Genomic DNA, 22,521 nt, shown 5'->3' on the forward strand with positions numbered 1-22,521 from the left:
CCTATTTAAGGGGGACGCGACAAGCAGGACGAGGCAGCCATGTCCATGAATCACATTCGCCCCTGGCGTAACATCGAACGCCGCAAGAGCCGCCAGATCCATGTCGGGAATGTTCCCGTTGGCGGGGATGCCCCGATTGCGGTGCAGACCATGACCAACACGCTGACCACCGACATCAAGGGCACGATTGCCCAGGTGCAGGCGGCTGCGGATGCGGGCGCTGATATCGTGCGGATCTCCGTGCCGGACGAGGCCTCCTCGCGCGCTTTGAAAGAGATCGTGCGCGAAAGTCCGGTCCCCATCGTTGCCGATATCCATTTCCACTACAAACGCGGCATCGAGGCCGCCGAGGCGGGGGCGGCCTGTCTGCGCATCAACCCGGGCAATATCGGGGACGAGAAACGCGTGGCCGAGGTGATCCGCGCGGCGCGCGATCATAACTGCTCGATCCGCATCGGGGTCAATGCCGGCAGTCTGGAAAAGCATCTGTTGGACAAATACGGTGAGCCCTGTCCCGACGCGATGGTCGAAAGCGGCATGGACCACATCAAGATCCTGCAAGATCATGATTTCCACGAATTCAAAATCTCCGTGAAGGCCTCCGACGTCTTCATGTCTGCCGCCGCCTATCAGATGCTGGCGGAGGCCACTGACGCCCCCATCCACCTCGGCATCACCGAGGCGGGTGGGCTGATGTCTGGCACCATCAAATCTGCCATCGGTCTTGGGCAGCTTTTGTGGATGGGCATCGGTGACACCCTGCGCGTCAGCCTTTCGGCGGACCCGGTCGAGGAGGTCAAGGTCGGCTTTGAGATCCTGAAATCGCTTGGGCTGCGCCATCGCGGCGTCAATATCATCTCCTGCCCCAGCTGCGCGCGGCAGGGCTTTGACGTCATCAAGACGGTCGAAACGCTGGAAGAACGGCTGGAACACATCAAGACGCCGATGAGCCTGTCGATCATCGGATGCGTGGTCAATGGCCCCGGCGAGGCGCTGATGACCGACGTGGGGTTCACCGGCGGGGGCGCAGGCTCCGGCATGGTCTATCTGGCGGGCAAGGCGAGCCACAAGATGTCCAACGACCAGATGATCGACCACATTGTTGAGGAGGTCGAAAAGAAAGCCGCCGCACTCGATGCTGAGGCGGCGGCGGTAGAGCAAGCGGCAGAGTAATCTCTGTCCTTCATCTTTTCATAAATATCTCGGGGGTTTGGGGGCAGAGCCCCCATGCTCTTGGTGTCTTGGCTGCCCCCCGGACGTCATAGCGGCCGGGCCACTCGCGCCCGTCGAAGGTGGCGTCCCTCAGCTGCGCGCGGCGCGGATTTCCTCGATCATGATCTGTATCTGATCCGCAGGCAGGTAGCCGCGCAGCATTTCCTCTTCCAGCACGAAGGTCGGCGTGCCGGAAATCGACAGGGTTTGCGCCAACGTTCGGGTGCGCCGCAATTGCTCGTTCACCTCGGGCGCATCCATCTTGGCCAGGATCGCGTCGGCATCCAGCGACAGCCCTTCGGCCATACGGCGCATTGCGACCTCGTTGGGTTCGCCTTTGAAGGCGAGCAGCGTGTCGTGGATGTCCTTGTAGGCCGCGTCACCGGCCACCAGTTTGGTGGCGATGGCAAAGCGCGAGGACAGGACAGAGGCGTCGCCCAGGATCGGGAGCTCCTTGATCACAAAACGGATATTTGAATCTGCGGCCAGCAATGCCTCGACCTCCGGAGCGGCGCGGCGGCAATAGCCGCAGCGGTAGTCCATGAACTCCACCAGCGTGATGTCGCCATCGGGATTGCCGCCAACCCAGGAATAGCCGTCGTCCTGCAACTCCTGCAGATTGGCCGCGACCAGTGCTTCGTCCCGCCGGGCGTCTGCCTGAGCCTGCTGTTGTTCCAGCACGTCGACGGCCTCCAGGATCACCTCGGGGTTTTCCATCAGATAGCTGCGCACAGCTGCGCCAAAGGCCGTCTGCTCGGCCTCGGTCATGTCGTTCAGATCAAGCGCCCGCGCCGCCGGAGCGGTGAGAGAGAGCGCGCAGGCCGCCATCAGGGCCATGCGTGTCGGGGCAATCATTTGTTCTTCCTTTTCTCGTCTTGTTCAAATGCAATCAGCACATCCTGTGCCCGGCGCCATGCCGGGGAGCCGCGTGGCAGAATGCCAGTGGCGCGCTTGGCGTGAGGGCCAGCATCTTCCAGTCGTCCCCGCAATGCGTATCGTTCTGCCGTGACCAGTGCGGCCATACCGGTTTGCTTGGTCTTGGCATAAGCCAGCGACATGTCGCGAAGCAAGGTTGCGTTGCGAAAATCGAGGCTGCGCGCCTTTTCCATTATGTCCAGTGCCGCGCGTGGATTGCCGGCAGCAAGCTGTGCCCGTCCCAGGCTGGCCAGGATCAACGGTTCGTTCGGGGCGAGTTGTGCTGCGGTGGCAAAGGCAGAGACCGCAGCGGGCCAGCGCCGGTTCTCATAGAGGATCTGCCCCCACAGCTCATGATAGTATGCGTCCTTTGGGCGTGCCGCGAACAGCGCCTGCATCTCGGCCTGTGCCCGACCGAGGTTGTTCTGGCGGTGGTGGGCCACCGCGACCCGCATGCGTTTCAGATCCGCATAACGCTCGGAGGACACCCGCCGTTTGGTCCAGCTGGGCGCGCGGGTGAAGGCAGACAGTTTGCCCTGGACCCGCGCCAGCCAATAGGCGGCTTGCGGATCGGTCGGGGCGCCGTCTCCGGCGCTAGCCACGTAGGCCTGCGCAGCGCGGATACGATCCCGGCTCAGCGGATGAGAGCGCATATAGGGATCCTGACTGGCCGGGCTCAGTACCTCCTGGCCGGCAAAGATCCGATGCAACTCCACCATTCCCTTCGGGTTGATGCCCGCGGCGGTCATGTAGCCGATGGCGGATCGGTCGGCAGAGGATTCCTCCGCACGGGTGTGCGACAGGAAATTTCGCAAGGCCGAGGACTGCACCCCGAACGCCACTCCCGCTGCGGCGCGCCCGCCCCCCGCAGCGGCGGCCAGCATGCCCAGAGCGGCGCCAAACCCGGCGGCCGTGCTTGCGGATCTCATGTTTTGGATGCGGCGTCCAATATGGCCATTGGCGATATGAGCGGCTTCATGCGCCAGCACCGCCTGCAGCATTTCCGGCGTATCCGACTTCAGAATCAGCCCGTAGTTGACGAAGATCGCCCGCTGGTCGATCACAAAGGCGTTGAAGCCACTGTCATTGACCACCAGTATCCGCACCCGTCGCGGGTTCAGACCTGCGGCTCGCAGGATCGGGCGGGCCAGTTCCGTCAGCCCATGCTCGATATCTGCATCGCGCAGCAAACGAATTGATTGCGCCTGCGCCGTCATTGGCGTCAGCACCAGCGCAACGACGACCGCAGCGCCCGTCATGCGCCCACGGTGAAACAGGCCGCAAACGGCATGGAAAAGAAGCGGCCACAGGCGCCTGCCCGGGATTGACGCGGAGGAGAATACACGGTCAAAACTCATGGCCGCACCATGGGAGATCAGCATGCGAAACTCAAGCCGGTCCAAAGTCGATCCCTTCATTGTGATGGACGTGATGGAAGCCGCCCGCAAGGCGGAGGAACAGGGACGTCATATCATCCATATGGAGGTGGGCCAGCCCGCCACCGGCGCGCCGGAAGCGGCGCGGCGCGCATTGTCGCAGGCGTTCGAGACGGACGCCATGGGCTACACCGTCGCGCTGGGTCTGCCAGCGCTGCGCCGTCGTATCGCGCAGCTTTACGGCGAGTGGTATAACGTCGATCTGAACCCGGAACGCGTTGTGATCACGCCCGGTTCGTCGGGTGCGTTTATCCTCAGCTTCACGGCGCTGTTTGACAGTGGGGATCGCGTCGGCATCGGCGCGCCCGGCTACCCGTCCTACCGCCAGATCCTGAGCGCGCTTGGCATGCAACCCGTAGACATCCAGACCGCGCCGGAACATCGCTTGCAGCCTGTCGCCGTCGATATCCGCGATCAGAACCTTGCGGGTCTGATGGTGGCAAGCCCTGCCAACCCGACGGGCACCATGCTCGACAGGCCGGCGCTGGCCTCCTTGATGGACGCTGCAGCCGACGAAGGCGCCAGCTTCATCTCCGATGAAATCTATCACGGCATCGAGTATGAGGCGAAGGCGGTGACGGCGCTGGAGATCTCGGACGAGGCCTATGTCATCAATTCCTTCTCCAAGTATTTCTCCATGACCGGTTGGCGGGTCGGATGGATGGTGGTGCCAGAGGACCATATCCGAACGGTGGAGCGCATCGCGCAGAACATGTTCATCTGCGCCCCGCACGCCAGCCAGGTTGCCGCCCTTGCTGCGATGGACTGTCATGAGGAGCTGGAGGCCAACCTTGCGGTCTACGCAAAGAACCGCGCTCTGATGCTGGAGGGGCTGCCCAAAGCCGGGTTCACCAAGATCGCGCCGCCGGATGGGGCCTTCTACGTCTATGCGGATGTGTCCGACCTGACCAACGACAGCCGCAGCTTTGCCGTGGAAGTGCTTGAAAAGGCAGGAGTTGCGGTGACGCCCGGGTTGGATTTTGATCCTGTGCGCGGCGCCACAACGCTGCGGTTTTCCTATGCGCGATCTACGGCGGATATCGAGGAAGGTCTGTCCCGGCTCAAGGCGTTTATGGAAGGCCGTCGCTGATGCGGGGACTTGCGACTATTCTGACGTGCGTGCTTTTGCTGTTGCCGGTCGGGGCAATGGCGCAGGGGTTCTCGGCTCTGGCGCGGGTGCTGCCCGAGGAAAGCCGTCTCAGCGATGATGGCTCCGGTGTGCAGCTTGAACTGGGGCTGAGCCAGGGGGTTCCGTTTCGGGTCTTTACCCTCAGTGATCCGCGCCGGGTGGTGCTGGATTTTCAGGAAGTGGACTGGACGGGACTGGATGCGGCGACCTTTCTGCAGGCAGCGCCAGTCAGCAACGTGCGCTTTGGCGGCTATGTTCCCGGCTGGTCCAGGCTGGTGCTGGAATTGGCCGAGCCGATGCAGGTGAGGTCCGCCGCGATGGAAATTGATCGCGAAACCAGCGCTGCCACCCTGAAACTGGCGCTGGCGCAGACCAACGCCGAGGCCTTTGCAGCAGCGGCCGGGGCGCCCTATGACCCGCGGCTGGATTTGCCCGCGCCAGCACAGATCGAGGGCCTGATGCCGCGCGACACAGAGGCCCCCCTCGTGGTGATGCTGGATCCGGGCCACGGCGGACTTGATCCCGGGGCAGAGGCAGAAGGCGGCATCGCCGAAAAGGATCTGATGCTCGCCTTTGCCTATGATCTCGGCGAACGATTGGTGCGCTCCGGCGCATTCGAGGTCTTGCTGACGCGGGAGGGCGATTACTTCGTTTCTCTGGAGCGCCGCATCGCCATGGCGCACCAGCAGGGCGCGGATATCTTCATTTCTCTGCACGCGGATTCGGTAACAGAGGGCATGGCCCATGGCACCGTTATCTACACCCTGTCGAAATCCGCCTCTGATGTGGCCTCGGCAAAACTGGCGGAACGCCATGATCGCGCCGATCTTCTGGCGGGCAGCGATCTGAGCGAAGCGGATGATGTGGTAACGGATGTTCTGCTCGATCTGGCGCGCCAGGAGACGCATCCGCGATCAAAGGCACTGGCGCAATCGGTGATCGAGGCGCTCATGGAGCAGGGGGGACCGGTCAATCGCCGCCCGCTGCGCTCTGCCGGGTTTTCGGTGCTGAAATCCGCGGATATCCCGTCAGTGCTGATCGAGTTGGGTTTCATGTCCAGCCCGCGCGATCTGGAGTTGCTGACCGATCCGGCGTGGCAGGCGAGAACGGCACAAAGCATCCTCAACGGTCTTCTGGCCTGGCGTGAGGCCGATGTCGCGCGCCGCGCGTTGGTACGGCAGTAGCCACCCTCCGGCGGGACGGCAACACAGCGCGACGCAGCAACTGTGACGCCGCGTGCGGGGATCTCCCCCTTGTGCGGTTGCGACTCTGCTGGTTTTTGCCGGTCGGGGCCCCACATTAGATTGTGAGAATACAGACCCCAGCGCATCTGCTATGATGTGCTCTACCCTCCATCCGGTGGCGTTTCATGCGCCGCCATAACTCGTTTTGACCCTTGTCACCTTGCCCCCTATAAGGAGCCGCATCGTGCGAGAGAGGCCCACACCGTGATCAGGTTCATTCTGTCCATTTTTGGATCCATTTTCAGTACCATCACCCTTGGAATCGGGGTGGGTGCCCTGTCCATCGGGGCGATCTTCTGGGTCTATGGCCGGGATCTGCCTAGCCATGAGTCGCTGGCGCAGTACCAGCCGCCGACCATCAGCCGGATTTTCTCCGGCGAGGGGCAGCTGATCGACGAGTTCGCCAAGGAACGCCGTCTGTTTACCCCATCGGAAGAGGTTCCCGATCTGGTAAAGCAGGCCTTCATCTCGGCGGAAGACAAAAACTTCTACTCCCACGCCGGCTATGACGCGCGTGGTATCCTGGCCGCCGCCATCGAAGCGGTGAAATCCCGCGGGGAGAACGTCCGCGGTGCCTCCACCATCACCCAGCAGGTCATGAAGAACTTCCTGTTGTCCGGCGACCGCCGTGCGGAGCGCAAGATCAAGGAAATCATCCTCGCCACACGGCTTGAGGAGACCCTGTCAAAGGACAAGATCCTTGAACTTTATCTGAACGAGATCTTCCTCGGTCAGAACTCCTATGGGGTGACTGCGGCGGCGCAGACCTATTTCAACAAGACGCTGGGCGAGCTGGAACCGCATGAGGCAGCCACGCTGGCCGCGATGCCCAAAGCGCCGTCTGACTATCATCCGGTTCGTGAAAAAGAGCGCCTTCTCCAGCGCCGCAACTATGTGCTGCGGGAGATGAAAGAGAACGGCTACATTTCCGAAGCGGTCTACGAGGTGGAGCGCGAACAGGAATTGCGGTCGGTCCAGAACGGCGATTTCGACGCCTTCCGGACCGCACTGCCGCCGCGCGATTACTTCACCGACGAGATCCGCCGCCAGCTGTCGGATGACTTTGGCGAGGGCGAGTTCTTTACCGGCGGCTTTACCATCCGTGCGACGATCGACGAGGAAATGCAGACCGAGGCCGCGCTGGCAATGCGCAAGGGGCTGGAAGAGTTCGACCGCAGCACCGGTGTCTGGCAGGGGCCGGTTGCAGAGATTGACCCGGCACTCCTGGACGCAGAGGACGACTGGCGTGCGGCATTGGGCGATGCGGATATTTCGCGTGACATCATTACGGAGGATGGCGCCTGGCTGCCCGCCGTGGTGATGGCGGTTGAGGCAAACGCCTTGACCATCGGGATTGAGAGCGTCACCGGAACCGGCACCGTTCCACGGTCGGATATCAAGTGGCTCCGGGGCGATTTCTTCGACAACTTCAAACCGGGCGATGTGATCCATGCCCTTGCAGTGCGCGACGGCGACGCAGTGAAGCATTGGTCGGTGCGGCAGGTGCCAGAGGTTCAGGGCGGCTTTGTCGCCATGGATGTGAACACGGGCCGTGTTCTGGCCATGCAGGGCGGGTTCTCCTACCAGGATTCGGTGTTCAACCGCGCCACACAAGCCCAGCGTCAGCCCGGCTCCAGCTTCAAACCGTTTGTCTATGCCGCGGCGCTGGATAGCGGGTACAGCCCGGCGACGATCGTGATCGACGCTCCGATCGAGATCAACACCCCGCAGGGTGTCTGGCGACCGAAGAACTCCAACCACAAGTTCTACGGCCCCACGCCCTTGCGCACCGGGATCGAGATGAGCCGGAACCTGATGACCATCCGTCTGGCGCAGGAGGTCGGCATGCCAGTGGTTGCCGGCTATGCGGAGCGCTTTGGCGTCTATGACAACATGGGCACGTTCCTCGCCAACTCTCTCGGGTCGGAAGAGACCACCCTCTACAAGATGGTCGCGGCCTATGCGATGTTTGCAAATGGCGGCGAACGGGTGGAGCCAACGCTGGTGGACCGTATCCAGAACCGCTTTGGTCAGACCATCTATCGTCACGATGATCGCGATTGCGTGGACTGCAGCTTTACCGAACTCGACGCGGGCCGCGCGCCCAAGATCGTGACCAACCGCGAACAGGTGATGGATCCGATCACTGCCTATCAGCTGACATCCATGCTTAAAGGTGTGGTTGATCGCGGCACCGCCTCGCGGCTCATTAACCTGCCGGTGCCGGCTGCAGGCAAGACCGGGACAACCAATGACGCGCGCGACGCGTGGTTTGTCGGCTTTACCTCCAACATCGTTGCAGGGTGCTACTTCGGCTATGACAATCCGCGTCCGATGAAGGGGGGCCGCGGTTACGGTGGCACCCTGTGTGGCCCGGTGTTCCAGCAGTTCATGACCAAGGCGACCGAGAAGTTCGGGGGTGGTCCGTTTGACGTGCCGCCGGGCGGCCATTTCATCAAGATCGACCGCTATACGGGCGGGCGTTTGCCCAACGGCGCGGGCGGTGCCAATGTAGTGGCGGAATATTTCCGCGACGGGGAAGAGCCGATCTTTGGTCTGACCTTCGACGGGGGCTTTGGCATGGGATCGAACCTGCCATTGTTCGAGGAAGTCAGCGAATCTGGTCGTCAGGTCACCACCTCCAGCGGCGGCACTGCTGTGCTGGGTCCCAAGGCGACCTTTGGCGACGTCAGCTCCGGCGGGCTCTACTGACACCACTGACAGTTCTGGTGCGGGCAGGCAGGATACACCTGTCTGCCCGCACTCTTGTAGTGGTCCCGGTGCTGCGGTATCACGCAATCTCAAACAAGATTTCAAGGAATGCTCATGCGCGCCGAGATCCAGACCATCGTGGCCGATATCGAAAAATCGCTCGACCTGCTTGCCCAGCGGATGAACTGGGAGACGGCGGAATTTCGGCTTGAGGAATTCAACGCAAGGGTCGAGGATCCCAACCTCTGGGATGATCCGGCAGCGGCGCAGAAGCTGATGCGGGATCGCCAGTCGCTGGTTGATGCCATCGACACCTACAAGGGCATCCGTCAGGATCTCGACGACAGCGTCGAGCTGATCGAGATGGGCGAGATGGAAGAGGACGAAGAGGTCGTCACCGACGCCGAGAACACCCTGAAGGCGCTGAAGGAAAAGGCCGCCAAGAAGGAGCTGGAAGCGCTGCTGGATGGCGAGACCGATGCCAACGATGCCTTCCTGGAGATCAAGGCTGGCGCCGGCGGCACCGAGGCCTGCGACTGGGCGTCGATGCTGGCGCGGATGTATGTACGCTGGGCCGAAAGCCGTGGCTTCACCGTAGACCTGCAGGAAGAGCAGGGGGGCGGCGAAGCGGGCATCAAATCCGCCACCTATCAGATCAAGGGCCACAACGCCTATGGCTGGCTGAAATCCGAGAGCGGCACGCATCGCTTGGTGCGGATTTCGCCCTTTGGCAAGGGCACGCGCGAGACGTCCTTTGCCGCCGTCGGTGCCTATCCGGTGATTGATGATAATATCGAGATCGAGGTCAATCCGGCCGATATCCGCATCGATACCTATCGGTCGTCCGGTGCGGGCGGTCAGCACGTGAACACCACCGACTCTGCGGTGCGGATCACCCACACGCCGACGGGCATCGTTGTGACCTCCTCTGAGAAATCGCAGCACCAGAACCGCGACATCGCCATGAAGGCCCTGAAATCGCGGCTCTACCAGATGGAGCTCGACCGCCGCAACGCTGAGGTCAATGCGCTGCATGAGGCCAAGGGCGATGCAGGCTGGGGCAACCAGATTCGGTCCTACGTGATGCAGCCTTACCAGATGGTCAAAGACCTGCGGACCAACTTCGAGACCGCTGACACCAAAGGGGTGCTGGATGGTGACCTCGACGGGTTCATGGCGGCAACGCTCGCGATGAAGGTGGCCGGCAAGAGCCGGGCCGACGCCCAGGGCGAGGACTAAGGCCATGAAGAGACCTGCGCTGAAGTGTGTCATGGTCACGTGGCTGCTTCTCGGAGGTATGCTTCCCGCAGCGGCAGAAGATCGCGCCTCCACTCCGGAAACGGATGCAAACGCGCTGCTGACCTTCCTCGGTGGTGATGGCTGCGTGATCGGTCCGCATAGCGCGGGCGCTGCGAGGGCGGCTGGGTTTGATGGGGACGCACTGACGGCCCTCGGCGCGCGGCTTCTGGTGGATGGATCTGCAGAAAAACAAGGCGACTGGACCGTGCTCGGCCCGGAGGTCTGCACGATACGGTTTCCCGATGTTACATCAGAGCTGACGCTGAACAGTTCCGAGGTTCAAGACACCTTGCGGTTGAATCTTTACGTACCGTCCCTAGACGACATTCAATGGCTGAATGAGACGGCGGACACGCTCCGGACGTTGGGGGTCTCGCTTCGCCATTTCGAGGAGCAGGGCATTACCGCGCAAGAGTTGCGCGCTGTCGGTGTCGATCCCGATGCCCTCGCAGAATATATGGAACGCCCCCGTTGTCTTTTGGGCGGCGCATCAGAGATCGCGAGCGAATTGCAACAGACACGCGGCTGGTCGCAAGATCGCAGCTTCCGTGCAGCGGTAGCGCTGATCGCCTCTGGCCTGAAGCAAGGGGAGCTGACCTTTTTCTCCGATGATATTCTGGTCACCCCGCCCGGTTACGTGCTGACAGCGCCCGCATGCTGGACACCTGAAGAGCAGGCTGCGATCACCAGCAGCCATGCCATGCTGGAGCAGCATTTCGGTACGTTCGTCAGGGCGCGCGGCGCGGAAACCTCTTGCGATACGTTTGATGCATCTGACGCTCTGATGGGCAGGGAGGCGCATCTGCTTTGGAAAGAGTTGGCAGGTGAGGCCCCCGAAAACGCCTGGATCGGGATTGAAGTGATTTCGGGCGCTCTTGGCGCCGGATGGTTTGAAGGCGCGTCAATCGCTGACAGAGGCACGCCGCGTCCCCCTTTGTGCCGTCTCTAGGCAGCGCAGTCCGGCGATTGGCGCTACGTTAGCCCGACGGCCAACGCCCCATGCTGGCGCGAACGGCTCCCGCCCCCGGTGCATGCATCACAGATGCCCTTCCGGCGTTGGGCGTGGCAGCCTGACCTGGCGGTCCGGCTGCAGTGCGCCTAGCGCATCTGCTTTTCTAGTTTTTAGGGGCTTTTCAGACCGTTATCCGCATCCTAGGCTCTGGGTCGAAAGATCGAAAGGGACTTCGGATGATGCTCTGCGACACGACTGCCACCCAATTGCTCGGCGATTTGCGCAAGGGAACGCTGACCGTGGAGGCTCTGATGCAGGCCTCTCTGTCGCGTATCGCGGAGCGTAATCCAACGCTGAATGCCATCGTCGCACTGCGGCCCACCGAGGAGCTGATGGCCGAGGCCCGAGCTGCCGACGCCGTGCCGATGGCCGACCGGGGCGCGCTGCATGGTTTGCCGATGGCGATCAAGGATCTGTCGAATGCCCGTGGACTGGTCAGCTCTCAGGGCTCGCCGCTCTTTGCAGGGCAGGTGGCACAGGCGGATGATATCTTTGTGGCGCGGCTGCGCGCCGCCGGTGCGATCCTGATCGGCAAGACCAACACGCCGGAGTTCGGCCTCGGTTCGCATACGTTCAATCCCGTGTATGGCGCGACCGGCAATGCCATCGACCCCAGCCGCTCTGCCGGGGGCTCGTCCGGCGGCGCTGCGGTGGCGCTCGCTGCGGGGATGGTGCCGCTGGCGGATGGCTCCGACATGATGGGATCCCTGCGCAATCCGGCGGGCTGGAACGAGATCTACGGGTTTCGCCCCACCTGGGGCTGGGTGCCATCAGAGCCGGCAGGGGACATGTTCCTGCATACGCTGGCCACCAACGGGCCGATGGCGCGCACGCCGCGGGATGTTGCCCTGTTGCTGGATGTCATGGCGGGGGGAGATCCGCGTCTGCCCCTGCATCGGGGTGCTGAGCCGGTGTTGCCGTTGCAGGATCCGGGGCCGCTGAAACTGGGCTGGCTTGCCGATTGGGGCGGGGCGTATCCGATGGATGCGGGAATTTTGGACACCTGCGAGCGCGCAATTTCCGACCTCGAGGCACAAGGCCATCAGGTTGACCGTCTGACCCCGCCTTATCCGGCCGAGCACATCTGGCAGAGCTGGATCACCCTGCGCTCCTATGCGGTGGCGGCCGGTTTGCGCCCACTTGCCGAACAGCGCGATCAGCTCAAGGAGGCCGCCCTGTGGGAACTGGACCGCGGTCTCGGGTTCACGGGGGCGGAAGTGCAGGCCGCGTCTGACCTGCGGGCCGGATGGATGCGCGCGGCCGCACGGATGTTCGAGAGTTATGACGCGGTATTGTTGCCGACAGCGCAATGCTGGCCCTTCCCGGTGGAGTGGACCGCGCCCACCGAGATTGCCGGGCAGGCGATGGACACCTATCATCGCTGGATGGAGGTCGTGGTGCCTGCCAGCCTGTTGGGACTGCCATCTCTGGCGGTGCCTGCAGGGCGCGGGGCCGAAGGCTTGCCCATCGGTCTGCAGATCATCGGTCCTCACAACAGTGACGCCCGGATCCTCGGTCTCGGCCAGCGTTACCACAATGCCATGGCGGCGACCTGACCGCGCGGAGGGAGTGACGCGCAGCGGCAGGCGTTCCGCGACAGAGCCGGAGACAGAACGGAAGGTGAGATGCAGATGACAGACATCACGGGGCCCGACCAGCAAAGTCCCACACGCCCGATGGGGGTGCCGGAGTTGCGACCCGTGAACGCAGCGATTTTGCGCCAGGCCCTGTACAGCGGCTGGCGCGATTTTCGCGCCAAGCCGATGTTTGGCCTGATCTTTGCGGGGTTCTATGTGCTGGCTGGCTGGATGATGGCTTGGATCACCCTCCGCACCGAAACGAGTTACTGGCTGGTACTGGCCGCCATCGGTTTTCCTCTTATCGGCCCGTTTGCCGCCGTTGGACACTATGAGGTGTCACGTCGGCTCGAGCAGGGGCAAGGGCTGGATGCGCGCCGCATCTTTGGCGTCATACTTGAGCAGGGCGGGCGGCAATTGCCATCCATATGCGCCATTATCGTCGTCGTTTTCATGTTCTGGTTCTTCCTCGGGCATATGATCTTTGCTCTGTTTCTCGGGCATATGCCGATGGTCAATGTGTCGACCTCGACCGAAGTTTTTCTGACCCTTCAGGGCGTCACCATGCTGGCTGTCGGCACTCTGGTGGGGGCGCTGTTCGCGCTGCTGATTTACATGATCACCGTGCTGGGCTTGCCGCTGCTTCTGGACCGTGAGATCGACTTTGTGACCGGCATGATCACCAGTTTCACCTATGTTCAGGCGCATCCGCTGCCGATGCTTGGCTGGGCCATGCTACTGGCGGGGCTGACCTTTGTCGCGCTGCTGCCGGGGTTTCTCGGGCTTCTGATCGTGCTGCCGTGGCTGGGGCATTCCAGCTGGCATCTCTATCGGCTGCTCCGGGTCGAAGCTCCGGCTACTTGAACGGGGTGCCCAGTTGCAGCAGCCGTTTGTGGAACGGGATGATGTCCGGCGCGCTGGTGAAGCCACTGCCGCGGGCAGCGGCGATTGCACGCGACACGTCAGTGCCGAGATATTCGTAGATCATGCGCAGCACCCGCTCTCCGCTTTCGCTCTCGCGGACGGTACGGGCGACATAGCCAGCCCAGAGGCTGTTTTCGGCGGATGAGACCCGTGCGAGATAGTTGAAGGAGTATGTCAGGGTATTTCGGCGGCTGAGAACAAAGGCGACGCCATCCTCGTGACAGGTCATGTAGCCGCGGTATTCCCGGGATGGCCCATCGGTCGAAAGGCCCTGATAGCGCATACCAGCACGGGGTTCGTAGCCTTTGACGTAGGTCACCCCGTCTATCCGGTGGACATGGACGATGCCCACGACGAACTTGTCTTCGCTGATGAAGCTGCGCCGGGTAAAGCGGTAGAACCCGGAAGGAAAGATATCTTCGGTAAGACGGCTGAGCCCGGCGTCGATGAAATCTTTCAGATAGCTGCCGTGCAGCGCGTGGCTTTCATTCTGGCCAAGCGTTTGAACCGGAGCGAGGAGGATTCGTGCGTCGACGTCAAAGAAGCTACAGATCCGGTCCAGCACATCGGGACGTGGAAAGCTCTCTCCGGAAAGATATCGGTTGAACTGGGTGCGGTTGATACCAAGGCGTCGTGAGAGTTCGGAAATGGAGGGGTATTCGCGGGCCAGAATGCGTAGATTGTCTCCGAAGACTGTCCTCAATTCTGCAGGGGATCGGCTTTGTTTCAACATGTTTGGTCCGCACTCACTCCGACACTGGTTCTTCTGGGTATCATGGCATGACGCCATTTAGAGACATTTTCTGAAATACCTGACGCTGTAGAGTATCAACGCCGACACAAATTGCAATTCTCATTGCGAAAGTTGGGGATGTTTGAAAAGAGGAATTTGACGCACAATAGAGTCGGGCAAAAAGGGGTCCGCAATGATCGGGGTTGTCGTCTGGGCCGATACCGCAAAGTCAAAAGCGGTCATCTGGTGTGAAGATCAAGGAGATTTAGCCTATTACGTTCATCAGGATGTGGTGTCCAAACCCACCCTGTTGAAGAAGGGCGATCTCGTGGAATTTAAAAGCCAATATGAAAGCGGTCTACGCATGGCTGCGGGTGTTCGTGTCGTTGATATGGATACGCGACCGGGGCTTGCGGATGTGCTGAAAGCTGGCGTGCCGACCGCGGGCAGTGATGCGGTGTCTGGTGACATTGCTCAGCGTGAGACCGTCGTCGATGGTGAGGTTTTGGCTGGTCATGACGTCGAAGATCGACGCGATACTGTCCACCACGGTGCGCAGGTCACGACACTGTCGATCCCGGTGCGGGGCGGTGAGCCTGAACAGCGAGCCGCTGCCAATACGGAACATTCCGGGGCGACGATCCTGCCCTTGTTTCCTGAACTGATGCGCGCATAGCGCTGATGCGCTGACACTGATCAGGTCGCCAGGTCTGCGGCGTTTCTGGCTGGTTTTACGTGATCCAACGGAAAAAGCGCACCCTTGCGGGTGCGCTTTTGCAGGTTTGAGCCTTCGGCCGGCCAGGCCGGCCTGTGGCGGATCACTCGCCGCGCAGCAGGGCGGCAACTCCGGTCCGGGCGATCTTGGTCAGGCCAAGCGGGCGCATCAGATCCGCAAAAGCGTCGATCTTGTCCGGTGTGCCAGTGATCTCGAAAATGAAGCTGTTGAGCGTGGTATCCACCACTTTGGCGCGGAAAATATCCGCCAGACGCATCGCTTCGACGCGTTTGTCGTCTTCTCCGACCACTTTGACGATCGCCAGCTCACGCTCGACGAAGGGGCCGGCAACGGTCAAATCGGTGACCTCATGCACAGGCACGATGCGGCCCAGCTGCGCCTTGATCTGTTCGATCACCTGCGGCGTGCCGGTGGTGACCACGGTGATGCGCGACAGGTGGCCGGTATGGTCGACCTCGGCCACGGTGAGGCTGTCGATGTTGTAGCCACGTCCAGCAAACAGGCCAATGACGCGGGCCAGCACGCCGGGTTCGTTTTCCACCAGCACGGTGATCGTGTGCCGCTCCTGCACGTCGGAAAAGTTCGGACGCAGGTTGTAGGCGGAGTGCTTGGTAGAGCCTTTTTTGATGTGTAGGGCAGACATGTCAGTCCCTTTCCTCGAAATATCGGGGCGCGGCGTGGCAGGCACGCCGCGCGAGAAAACCTGTGAAGATCAGACCAGCACCGCGCCGCCGGACTGGATCACGCCCTGCGTTTCGGCCTCGCCCAGCAGCATCTCGTTATGCGCCTTGCCCGAGGGGATCATCGGGAAGCAGTTCTCATGCTTTTCCACCAGACAGTCGAAAATCACCGGGCCATCATAGTCCAGCATTTCCATGATCGCATCGTCGAGATCCGCCGGATCCTTGCAGATGATACCCTTGGCGCCAAAGGCCTCGGCCAGTTTCACAAAATCGGGCAGGGCTTCGGACCAGCTGTGGGAGTAGCGCTCGCCATGCAAGAGCTCCTGCCACTGGCGCACCATGCCGAGGCGTTCATTGTTGAGGATGAACTGTTTCACCGGCAGGCGGTACTGGGTCGCGGTGCCCATTTCCTGCATGTTCATCAGCCAGGAGGCCTCACCGGCGACATTGATCACCAGCGCATCGGGATGTGCCACCTGCGCGCCGATCGAGGCGGGCACGCCATAGCCCATGGTGCCGAGGCCGCCGGAGGTCATCCAGCGGTTGGGGTCTTCGAAGTTCAGATATTGCGCCGCCCACATCTGGTGCTGGCCCACCTCGGTGGTGATGTAGCGATTGCGATCCTTGGTCAGCGCTTCGAGCCGCTGCAGCGCATACTGCGGCTTGATGGTGGTTTCGGAGCCGGTGTAGCTCAGGCAGCTGATGGCGCGCCATTCGCTGATCTGGCCCTGCCAGTTGGCCAGTGCCTCCGCATTTGTCTTGCGACCGCGGGACTTCCACACCTTGAGGATGTCTTCCAGAACATGGGCCACGTCGCCGACGATCGGGATATCGACCCGGATCACCTTGTTGATCGAGGAGGGGTCGATGTCGATATGCGCCTTGGTGGAGTTCGGCGAGAAGGCATCGATGCGGCCGGTGATCCGGTCATCGAAGCGCGCGCCGATGTTGATCATCAGGTCGCAGTCATGCATCGCCATGTTGGCCTCGTAGAGACCATGCATGCCGAGCATCCCCAGCCAATTCTTGCCGGATGCCGGATAGGCGCCCAGTCCCATCAGGGTCGAAGTGATCGGAAAGCCTGTCGCCTCTACCAGTTCGCGCAGCAGCTGGCTGGCGGCGGGGCCGGAGTTGATCACGCCGCCGCCGGTATAGAACACCGGGCGTTCGGCCTTCTCGATGGCGGCAACCAGCTCGGTGATCTCCTCCATGTCGCCCTTCACCAAGGGTTGGTAATGCGAGGCGGTGGGCTTTGGCGGCTGGTACTCGCCGGTGGCGAACTGCACGTCCTTGGGCACGTCGATCAGCACCGGGCCGGGGCGGCCGGAGGTGGCAACGTGAAAGCCCTCATGGATGGTGGCGGCCAGCTTCTCGGTGTCCTTCACCAACCAGTTATGCTTGGTGCAGGGGCGGGTGATGCCGACGGTGTCTGCCTCCTGAAAGGCGTCCGAACCGATCATGAAGGTTGGAACCTGGCCCGTAAGAACCACCAGCGGGATGGAATCCAACAGCGCATCCGTCAGGCCGGTCACCGCATTGGTGGCACCGGGCCCGGAGGTCACCAGCACAACGCCCGGCTTGCCTGTGGAGCGCGCATAGCCTTCGGCGGCATGCACCGCGCCCTGTTCGTGACGCACCAGGATGTGGCGAATGTCATTCTGCAAGAAGATTTCGTCGTAAATGGGTAGGACGGCGCCTCCGGGGTATCCGAATACCGTGTCCACGCCCTGATCCTTCAGGGCCTGTACGATCATTTTTGCGCCGGTCATTTCACGTGTCATCTGCTTTGCTCCAGTTCACGACATCGTCTTTCTTCGCGTCGGTCTTCACTCAGTGGTCTTGGCATAAAAAAGCCCCCGATTTTCTGGATCGGAGGCGCATGGGTTCAATTATGGTCTACCGTCACCGGCCCATGCGCGTGTGTCCTACAATTACGACTAGCCGTGCCATTGTTGGTGGCCTCCTTCATGCGTTCTTCGGCGACATTATGAGCGTCCGCGGGGAGGGTCAACAGGGAAAAGACAGGTTTTACACCCCTGTTGTGAAGTTTTCTTTCGTCAGCCTATTGTTTTTTGACATTATTGGGAAGATTTGGGGTGGTTTTTGACGTCTCGTGGCTTTTGTAGCGGAGAGGGCCACGCGGAGCGCCTGCGGCGCGCCGGATCAGCAGCGCGGTTGTGCGCGCTGTCCTGTGCGAGGCTCTGCCTCGCGCTCCGAGGTATTTGGGAAAAGATGAAGTGGGGCGGTCTGCATCGCCGGACGGACGCACCGCCTGGCCTGAGGGCATCGGGTAACGTCAGATGCCGCGACCGGTGCCCTGCAGCACGCCATGTTCCAGCGCATAGCGGGTGAGACCTGCGGTGGAGGAGATGCCGAGTTTGCGTTTGATGTTCTTTCGATGGGTCTCCACCGTGCGCACCGAGATGTCCAGTGCGATTGCCACTTCCTTGTTGGACTTGCCCTGCGCCAGTTCCAGCAGGATAGTCTGCTCGCGACCGGTCAGCGCTTCGCGGCTGGTGCCGGAGCTGGGCGCCAGCGATCCCGCAGCGCCTGTACAGAGGTATTGCTCTCCGCGCATGACAGCATCGATCGCCGTCTTGATCTCTTCTGGCTGGACGTCCTTCAGCACGTAGCCCACGGCGCCATGGCTGAGGGCGGCGGAGATATATTCCGGGCTGTCATGCATCGACAGGATCAGCACGCGGATGTCCGGGCAGCGTTCCAGGATGATTTCGGTGGCGCTGAGGCCGCCGACATCGGGCATGTTGAGATCCATCAGGATCACATCCGGAAGCAGGTCTTCGGCGCGGGTGATGGCGTCGCGGCCTCCGGAGGCTGCTGCAACCACTTCGATGTCCTCATACCCCTCCAGGATGGACTGAATGCCTTCGGCCACCATCGGGTGGTCGTCCACGACCAAGACGCGGGTGATAGCGGTCATGTTGTGTCTCCCGGTTCGATCAACCGTCGGTTCCTTGGTGCATGCGCTAGGGCAGGCGGTGTGCTGCCAGCTCGTCTCCCGGTGGCAGCAGGTGACTGAGCGGCAGGCTGGCTTCGATCACGGTGCCACCGGTCTTGCCAGCTGTGGCGCCGCGAGATGACAGAATGTGTATGCTACCGTCAAGCTGTTCCATCCGCTCCTGCATGTTCCGCAGTCCGATGCCGGAGGTCCCACGCGCCTGGTCCAGCGGCAGGCCAATGCCATTGTCGGTGATCCGCATGGTTGCCCCTTTTTCGTGGCCGCGTAGATCCATGGTGACCCGTGTTGCCTTTGCGTGGCGTTCGATATTGGTCAGTGCTTCTTGCGCGATGCGATAAAGGGCAATTTTGGCTTCCTGATCCAGACGGTTGCGGAATACGACCGTGGTGAAATCGGTTTCTATCCCGGTGCGGCTGGCAAAATCATCCGTCAAAGCCTTGAGCGCGGGACCAAGGCCGAGGTCATCCAGCACGCCCGGCCGCAGATCCCGGCTGATCCGGCGCACTTCGGTGATCGCGGTTGCCAACCCCTCGACGCCTTTCTCCAGCGGGGCGGCGGCAGCTTTGTATTCGCCGCGTCCAATGCGCTGTTTCACGGTTTCCAGCGTGTAGCGCACCCCGACCAGAAGCTGGCTGATGGAATCGTGCAGCTCCCGCGCGACCCGGCCACGCTCTTCTTCCTGGGCGTCAAAGACCCTCTGGGTCAGCTCCTTCAGTTTGGCATCTGCCAACCGCCGTTCACGGATGTTCAGGAGCATGCCAGAGGCAAACACCAGCAAAAGCGCCACCAGCGTGATCGCCCCGATATAGAGAAATGTCCGCCGCACCCGGTGCTCCACCTCCTGGCGGGAGGTGGCGATCGAGGCAATCACATCGTCAATGAAAACGCCTGTGCCCACCGCCCATTGCCAGTCCTGCAATCCGACCACGTAGGCAATCATCTGCGCGTCTTCGCCGGTGGAGGGTTTCTCCCAGGTGAAACTGTGCCAGCCCGCGCCCTGACGCGCGATCTCGATGAACCGGTCGACGACAGGCACGCCATCGCGATCGGTCAGACCGGACCAGTTGCGATTGATGAAGTCCGTCTGGCGCGGGCTGACGAGATTGGTGCCGTCGTAGTCATAGACAAAGAAGAAGCCGTCCTTGCCATAAATCATCGCGCTGAGGATCTGGGTGACCTGCTGCTTGGCCTGCGCGTCATCAGGAGCAGCCGGGCCATAGATGTGCATGAAGCCGTTTCTAGCCTGGGTGACGTAGTTGCGCAGCTCGGCTTTCTTCGCCTCGATCAACTGCCGTTCAAGGACCTGAATTTCGCGCTCTGCCATGGAGCGCGACTGATGCGCCACCAGCGCGGCAATTGCCAAGCAGGCCACAATCAGCGGGAGCGTTGCCAAAAGAGACAGTTTTTGTGCGTAATTCGGGCGAAACAGGCGCCGGATCATCATATCGGTTCCGCAGTTGGCCAATTGGGAGGTCGGGCAGAGGGGCGTCTCGAATCGTTACGGCACCGACGCTCAGATTCAAACCCCGCAAACCGCTTGCCCCCTCACAAAGCTGCGCGCAGGCAGTTTCGCAAGGCATTTCTGGTCTGGTTTCCTCCGGCTACGGACAAAAAAGCACCGCGTCTACGTATTAATTGGTATTCACATGTCTCACCGGGTGGGTAGGGTGTGTGTCACGTTAAGAAGGCCGCACGCGCAAGGACAAAGTGTCGTGCACCGGAGCGGCCGATACGTTTTGGGAGGAACTAACACCATGGATCGTCGATCCTTTCTGAAAACATCCGCCATCGGCGGCTCCGCTGCTGCCGCATCCGCAACCCTCGCTGCTCCGGCCTATGCCCAGGGCAACCGCACCCTGACCATGGTCACCACCTGGGGCCGTGGCCTTGCAGGCGTGCATGACTCCGCGCAGCGCGTGGCCGACAGCATCACCGCCATGACCGATGGCGCGCTGACCGTTGACCTCAAGGCCGCAGGCGAACTCGTCGGCGCGTTCGAAGTCTTCGATGCCGTGACCGCCGGTCAGGCCGACATGTATCATGGTGCCGACTACTACTTCGTCGGTCAGCACCCGGCTTATGCCTTCTTCACCGCTGTGCCCTTCGGCATGACCGCGCAGGAACTGGCGAACTGGTACTACCAGGACGGCGGCATGGAGCTGCACGACGAGCTGGGTCAGATCTTTGGTCTGAAATCCTTCCTCGGCGGCAACACCGGCGCGCAGGCCGGTGGCTGGTACTCCAAGGAGATCAACAGCCCCGACGACTTCAACGGTCTGAAGTTCCGTATGCCGGGTCTCGGCGGTAAAGCACTGGGTAAACTGGGCGCCTCCGTTCAGAACATCCCGGGCTCCGAAGTGTATCAGGCGCTGTCCTCCGGTGCGATCGACGGCACCGAGTGGATCGGCCCCTGGGCGGACGAAAAAGCCGGTTTCCAGGAAATCACCAAGACCTACTACACCGCGGGCTTCCACGAGCCGGGTGCAGGTCTGTCCGTTGCCACCAACCGCGAAGTGTTCGAGAGCCTGTCGCCCGCGCATCAGAAGGTGATCGAGATCGCCTCCGCCGAAGCGCACCAGTGGAACCTCAGCCAGTTCCTCGCCAACAACGGCGCGGCGCTGCAGCGTCTGCAGGCCGGTGGCGTCAAGGTCATGGAATTCCCCGACAGCGTTTGGGATGCCTTCGGCAAGGCCTCCATGGAAGTGCATCAGGAAAACATGGGCGACGAGCTCTACAAGAAGATCTACGACAGCGCCATGGCGTCGATGAAGTCGTCTTCGGGTTGGATCAACACCTCGTCCGGCACCTATGTGGCACAGCGAGATCGCGTTCTGGGCTAATCCCCGGTTGTGAACTTGAAACGGATCCCCCGCATCGCGCGGGGGATCTCTTTTGCACTTGCGGTCTTGAGGTGCGCGTCTCCGGATGTTCCGTTGCCAGACGCCCCCTGACCGCCTGCTGAACTTCCGGGGGAGCCATGCAGGACGACATGAGTATTTCCTTTTTTGGCGCAATTGGCGGCTTCCTGTGGTGGCTCGTCTCTAATGTTTTTGGCGCCTTTTATAATCTTGGCTATGCCATCACCCATCCCGAGCTCTGGCTTGGCTGGCTGACCTGGGCGAACACCACCGAGGACAAAGAGGCGGTGATGCGCTTTGTCTATTACGGTGGCTCGGTCGAGTTTTTCTTTGTGGTCTTCACCACATTCCTCGTACTGACCGGCGTGGGGCTCTACTTCCGCGGCTTCATGTGGGGCATGGTGCGCGCGCTTGAGGGCTTTGCCAACACCTTGGGCCGGATCTTTGCCTGGGCCGGGTTGCTGATGGTGGTCCAGCAGATCATCATCGTGTTTATGCAGCGCGTCTTTGCCCGTCCGGACATGAGCTTCGGTCTTGGGATCGCGCTGGAAAAAGACATTTCCTGGTTCGCCGAAGAGCTGAAACTCTACAACGCCCTCGTGGTGTGTTTCTGCGTCACCTACACCTTCGTGCAGGGCGGCCATGTGCGGGTTGATCTGATTTACGCTGGCATTTCACACCGGGCCAAACGTGTCATCGACATGATCGGCTCGCTGATCTTCATGATGCCGGTTGCGGTTATCACCTGGATGTACGGCTGGTTCTTCCTGTGGCGTCATCTGATCGTGCCGAACCCTTCGGCGTCCGACACGCTTGATCGCCTGGTCATGAAGGCCCGTGCGCTGCGCTGGAATGTCGAAACAATCGGGTTCTCGCCCAACGGCTTCAACGCCTACTTCCTGTTCAAGATCCTGCTGATCTCCTTTGCGGGACTGGTGTTCCTGCATGCGGTGGCCTTCTTCTACCGCTCCTTCCTCGAGTTCATCGAGGGTGAGGAAGCAGAGGGGAAGTACCTCGACAAGGATACGCTTGGCGCAGGTGAAGAAGCCTATGAAGGCGCTCATTAACTAA

The 22,521-nt window shown here is 61.4% G+C and carries 18 protein-coding genes; 11 read left to right on the top strand and 7 right to left on the bottom strand.

Annotation, left to right across the window (positions count from 1 at the left end; all coding sequences use genetic code 11):
* Positions 1–39 precede the first annotated feature (39 nt).
* Positions 40–1,173 carry a flavodoxin-dependent (E)-4-hydroxy-3-methylbut-2-enyl-diphosphate synthase gene (ispG, locus tag CLV89_RS15135; RefSeq protein ID WP_106164505.1) on the top strand — a complete coding sequence of 378 codons (1,134 nt, stop codon included), beginning with the start codon at positions 40–42 and terminating at the stop codon, positions 1,171–1,173.
* A 129-nt stretch (positions 1,174–1,302) separates the two neighbouring features.
* Here ispG and CLV89_RS15140 read toward each other — a convergent pair whose 3' ends face one another.
* Both CLV89_RS15140 and CLV89_RS15145 read right to left on the bottom strand, forming a co-directional pair.
* Positions 1,303–2,067: a DsbA family protein gene (locus tag CLV89_RS15140; RefSeq protein ID WP_106164506.1), complete on the bottom strand. Its 765-nt coding sequence runs from the start codon at positions 2,065–2,067 to the stop codon at positions 1,303–1,305.
* Positions 2,064–3,509, bottom strand: coding sequence for a M48 family metalloprotease (locus tag CLV89_RS15145; RefSeq protein ID WP_106164507.1), 1,446 nt, complete (start codon positions 3,507–3,509; stop codon positions 2,064–2,066). Before CLV89_RS15145 ends, CLV89_RS15140 begins: the two co-directional genes overlap by 4 nt.
* On the opposite strand from CLV89_RS15145, the gene CLV89_RS15150 reads away from it, so the two are divergent.
* The 7 genes from CLV89_RS15150 (at position 3,508) to CLV89_RS15180 (ending at position 13,400) form a co-directional block, all read left to right on the top strand.
* Complete coding sequence (locus CLV89_RS15150) at positions 3,508–4,653, top strand: pyridoxal phosphate-dependent aminotransferase (RefSeq protein WP_106164508.1); 1,146 nt, start codon at positions 3,508–3,510, stop codon at positions 4,651–4,653. The genes CLV89_RS15145 and CLV89_RS15150 overlap by 2 nt on opposite strands.
* Positions 4,653–5,876 carry an N-acetylmuramoyl-L-alanine amidase gene (locus CLV89_RS15155; protein WP_106164509.1) on the top strand — a complete coding sequence of 408 codons (1,224 nt, stop codon included), beginning with the start codon at positions 4,653–4,655 and terminating at the stop codon, positions 5,874–5,876. The genes CLV89_RS15150 and CLV89_RS15155 overlap by 1 nt, the downstream gene beginning before the upstream one ends.
* Positions 5,877–6,140: 264 nt before the next feature.
* Entirely contained in the window at positions 6,141–8,648 is a 2,508-nt protein-coding gene (locus CLV89_RS15160; RefSeq protein ID WP_106164510.1) for a penicillin-binding protein 1A, read from the top strand.
* Between the two features lie 114 nt (positions 8,649–8,762).
* Positions 8,763–9,887, top strand: a complete 1,125-nt coding sequence (prfB, locus tag CLV89_RS15165) for a peptide chain release factor 2 (protein ID WP_106164511.1) — start codon at positions 8,763–8,765, stop codon at positions 9,885–9,887.
* 4 nt (positions 9,888–9,891) lie between these two features.
* Complete coding sequence (locus CLV89_RS15170; RefSeq protein WP_133166729.1) at positions 9,892–10,896, top strand: hypothetical protein; 1,005 nt, start codon at positions 9,892–9,894, stop codon at positions 10,894–10,896.
* Between the two features lie 242 nt (positions 10,897–11,138).
* Positions 11,139–12,515: an amidase gene (locus CLV89_RS15175; protein ID WP_106164599.1), complete on the top strand. Its 1,377-nt coding sequence runs from the start codon at positions 11,139–11,141 to the stop codon at positions 12,513–12,515.
* A 75-nt stretch (positions 12,516–12,590) separates the two neighbouring features.
* A complete protein-coding gene (locus CLV89_RS15180) occupies positions 12,591–13,400 on the top strand; it encodes a DUF2189 domain-containing protein (RefSeq protein ID WP_207796945.1) in 810 nt (269 codons plus the stop codon).
* Here CLV89_RS15180 and CLV89_RS15185 read toward each other — a convergent pair.
* Positions 13,393–14,193, bottom strand: coding sequence for a helix-turn-helix domain-containing protein (locus CLV89_RS15185; protein ID WP_106164513.1), 801 nt, complete (start codon positions 14,191–14,193; stop codon positions 13,393–13,395). The genes CLV89_RS15180 and CLV89_RS15185 overlap by 8 nt on opposite strands.
* 193 nt (positions 14,194–14,386) lie before the next feature.
* On the opposite strand from CLV89_RS15185, the gene CLV89_RS15190 reads away from it, so the two are divergent.
* The gene (locus tag CLV89_RS15190; RefSeq protein ID WP_106164514.1) at positions 14,387–14,869 is read left to right on the top strand and encodes a hypothetical protein; all 483 of its coding nucleotides are present in this window, start codon (positions 14,387–14,389) and stop codon (positions 14,867–14,869) included.
* A gap of 142 nt (positions 14,870–15,011) precedes the next feature.
* On the opposite strand, the gene ilvN is transcribed toward CLV89_RS15190, so the two are convergent.
* The 4 genes from ilvN to CLV89_RS15215 all read right to left on the bottom strand — a co-directional run bounded on the left by ilvN (position 15,012) and on the right by CLV89_RS15215 (position 20,033).
* Positions 15,012–15,572 carry an acetolactate synthase small subunit gene (ilvN, locus tag CLV89_RS15195; protein WP_106164515.1) on the bottom strand — a complete coding sequence of 187 codons (561 nt, stop codon included), beginning with the start codon at positions 15,570–15,572 and terminating at the stop codon, positions 15,012–15,014.
* Positions 15,573–15,641: 69 nt separating this feature from the next.
* Complete coding sequence (locus CLV89_RS15200) at positions 15,642–17,393, bottom strand: acetolactate synthase 3 large subunit (protein ID WP_106164516.1); 1,752 nt, start codon at positions 17,391–17,393, stop codon at positions 15,642–15,644.
* A 515-nt stretch (positions 17,394–17,908) separates the two neighbouring features.
* Positions 17,909–18,553 (bottom strand): response regulator transcription factor, encoded by a 645-nt coding sequence (locus CLV89_RS15210; protein WP_106164518.1) that lies wholly within the window; start codon positions 18,551–18,553, stop codon positions 17,909–17,911.
* A 46-nt stretch (positions 18,554–18,599) separates the two neighbouring features.
* Positions 18,600–20,033 carry a cache domain-containing protein gene (locus CLV89_RS15215; protein WP_106164601.1) on the bottom strand — a complete coding sequence of 478 codons (1,434 nt, stop codon included), beginning with the start codon at positions 20,031–20,033 and terminating at the stop codon, positions 18,600–18,602.
* Positions 20,034–20,346: 313 nt separating this feature from the next.
* Here CLV89_RS15215 and CLV89_RS15220 point away from each other — a divergent pair, with 313 nt between their 5' ends.
* Both CLV89_RS15220 and CLV89_RS15225 read left to right on the top strand, forming a co-directional pair.
* On the top strand, positions 20,347–21,432 hold the full coding sequence (locus CLV89_RS15220) for a TRAP transporter substrate-binding protein (RefSeq protein ID WP_106164519.1): 1,086 nt from the start codon (positions 20,347–20,349) through the stop codon (positions 21,430–21,432).
* A gap of 137 nt (positions 21,433–21,569) precedes the next feature.
* Entirely contained in the window at positions 21,570–22,517 is a 948-nt protein-coding gene (locus CLV89_RS15225) for a TRAP transporter small permease subunit (protein WP_106164520.1), read from the top strand.
* Positions 22,518–22,521 lie beyond the last annotated feature (4 nt).

It is taken from the genome of Tritonibacter scottomollicae, from assembly GCF_003003215.1.
Lineage (GTDB): Bacteria > Pseudomonadota > Alphaproteobacteria > Rhodobacterales > Rhodobacteraceae > Epibacterium > Epibacterium scottomollicae.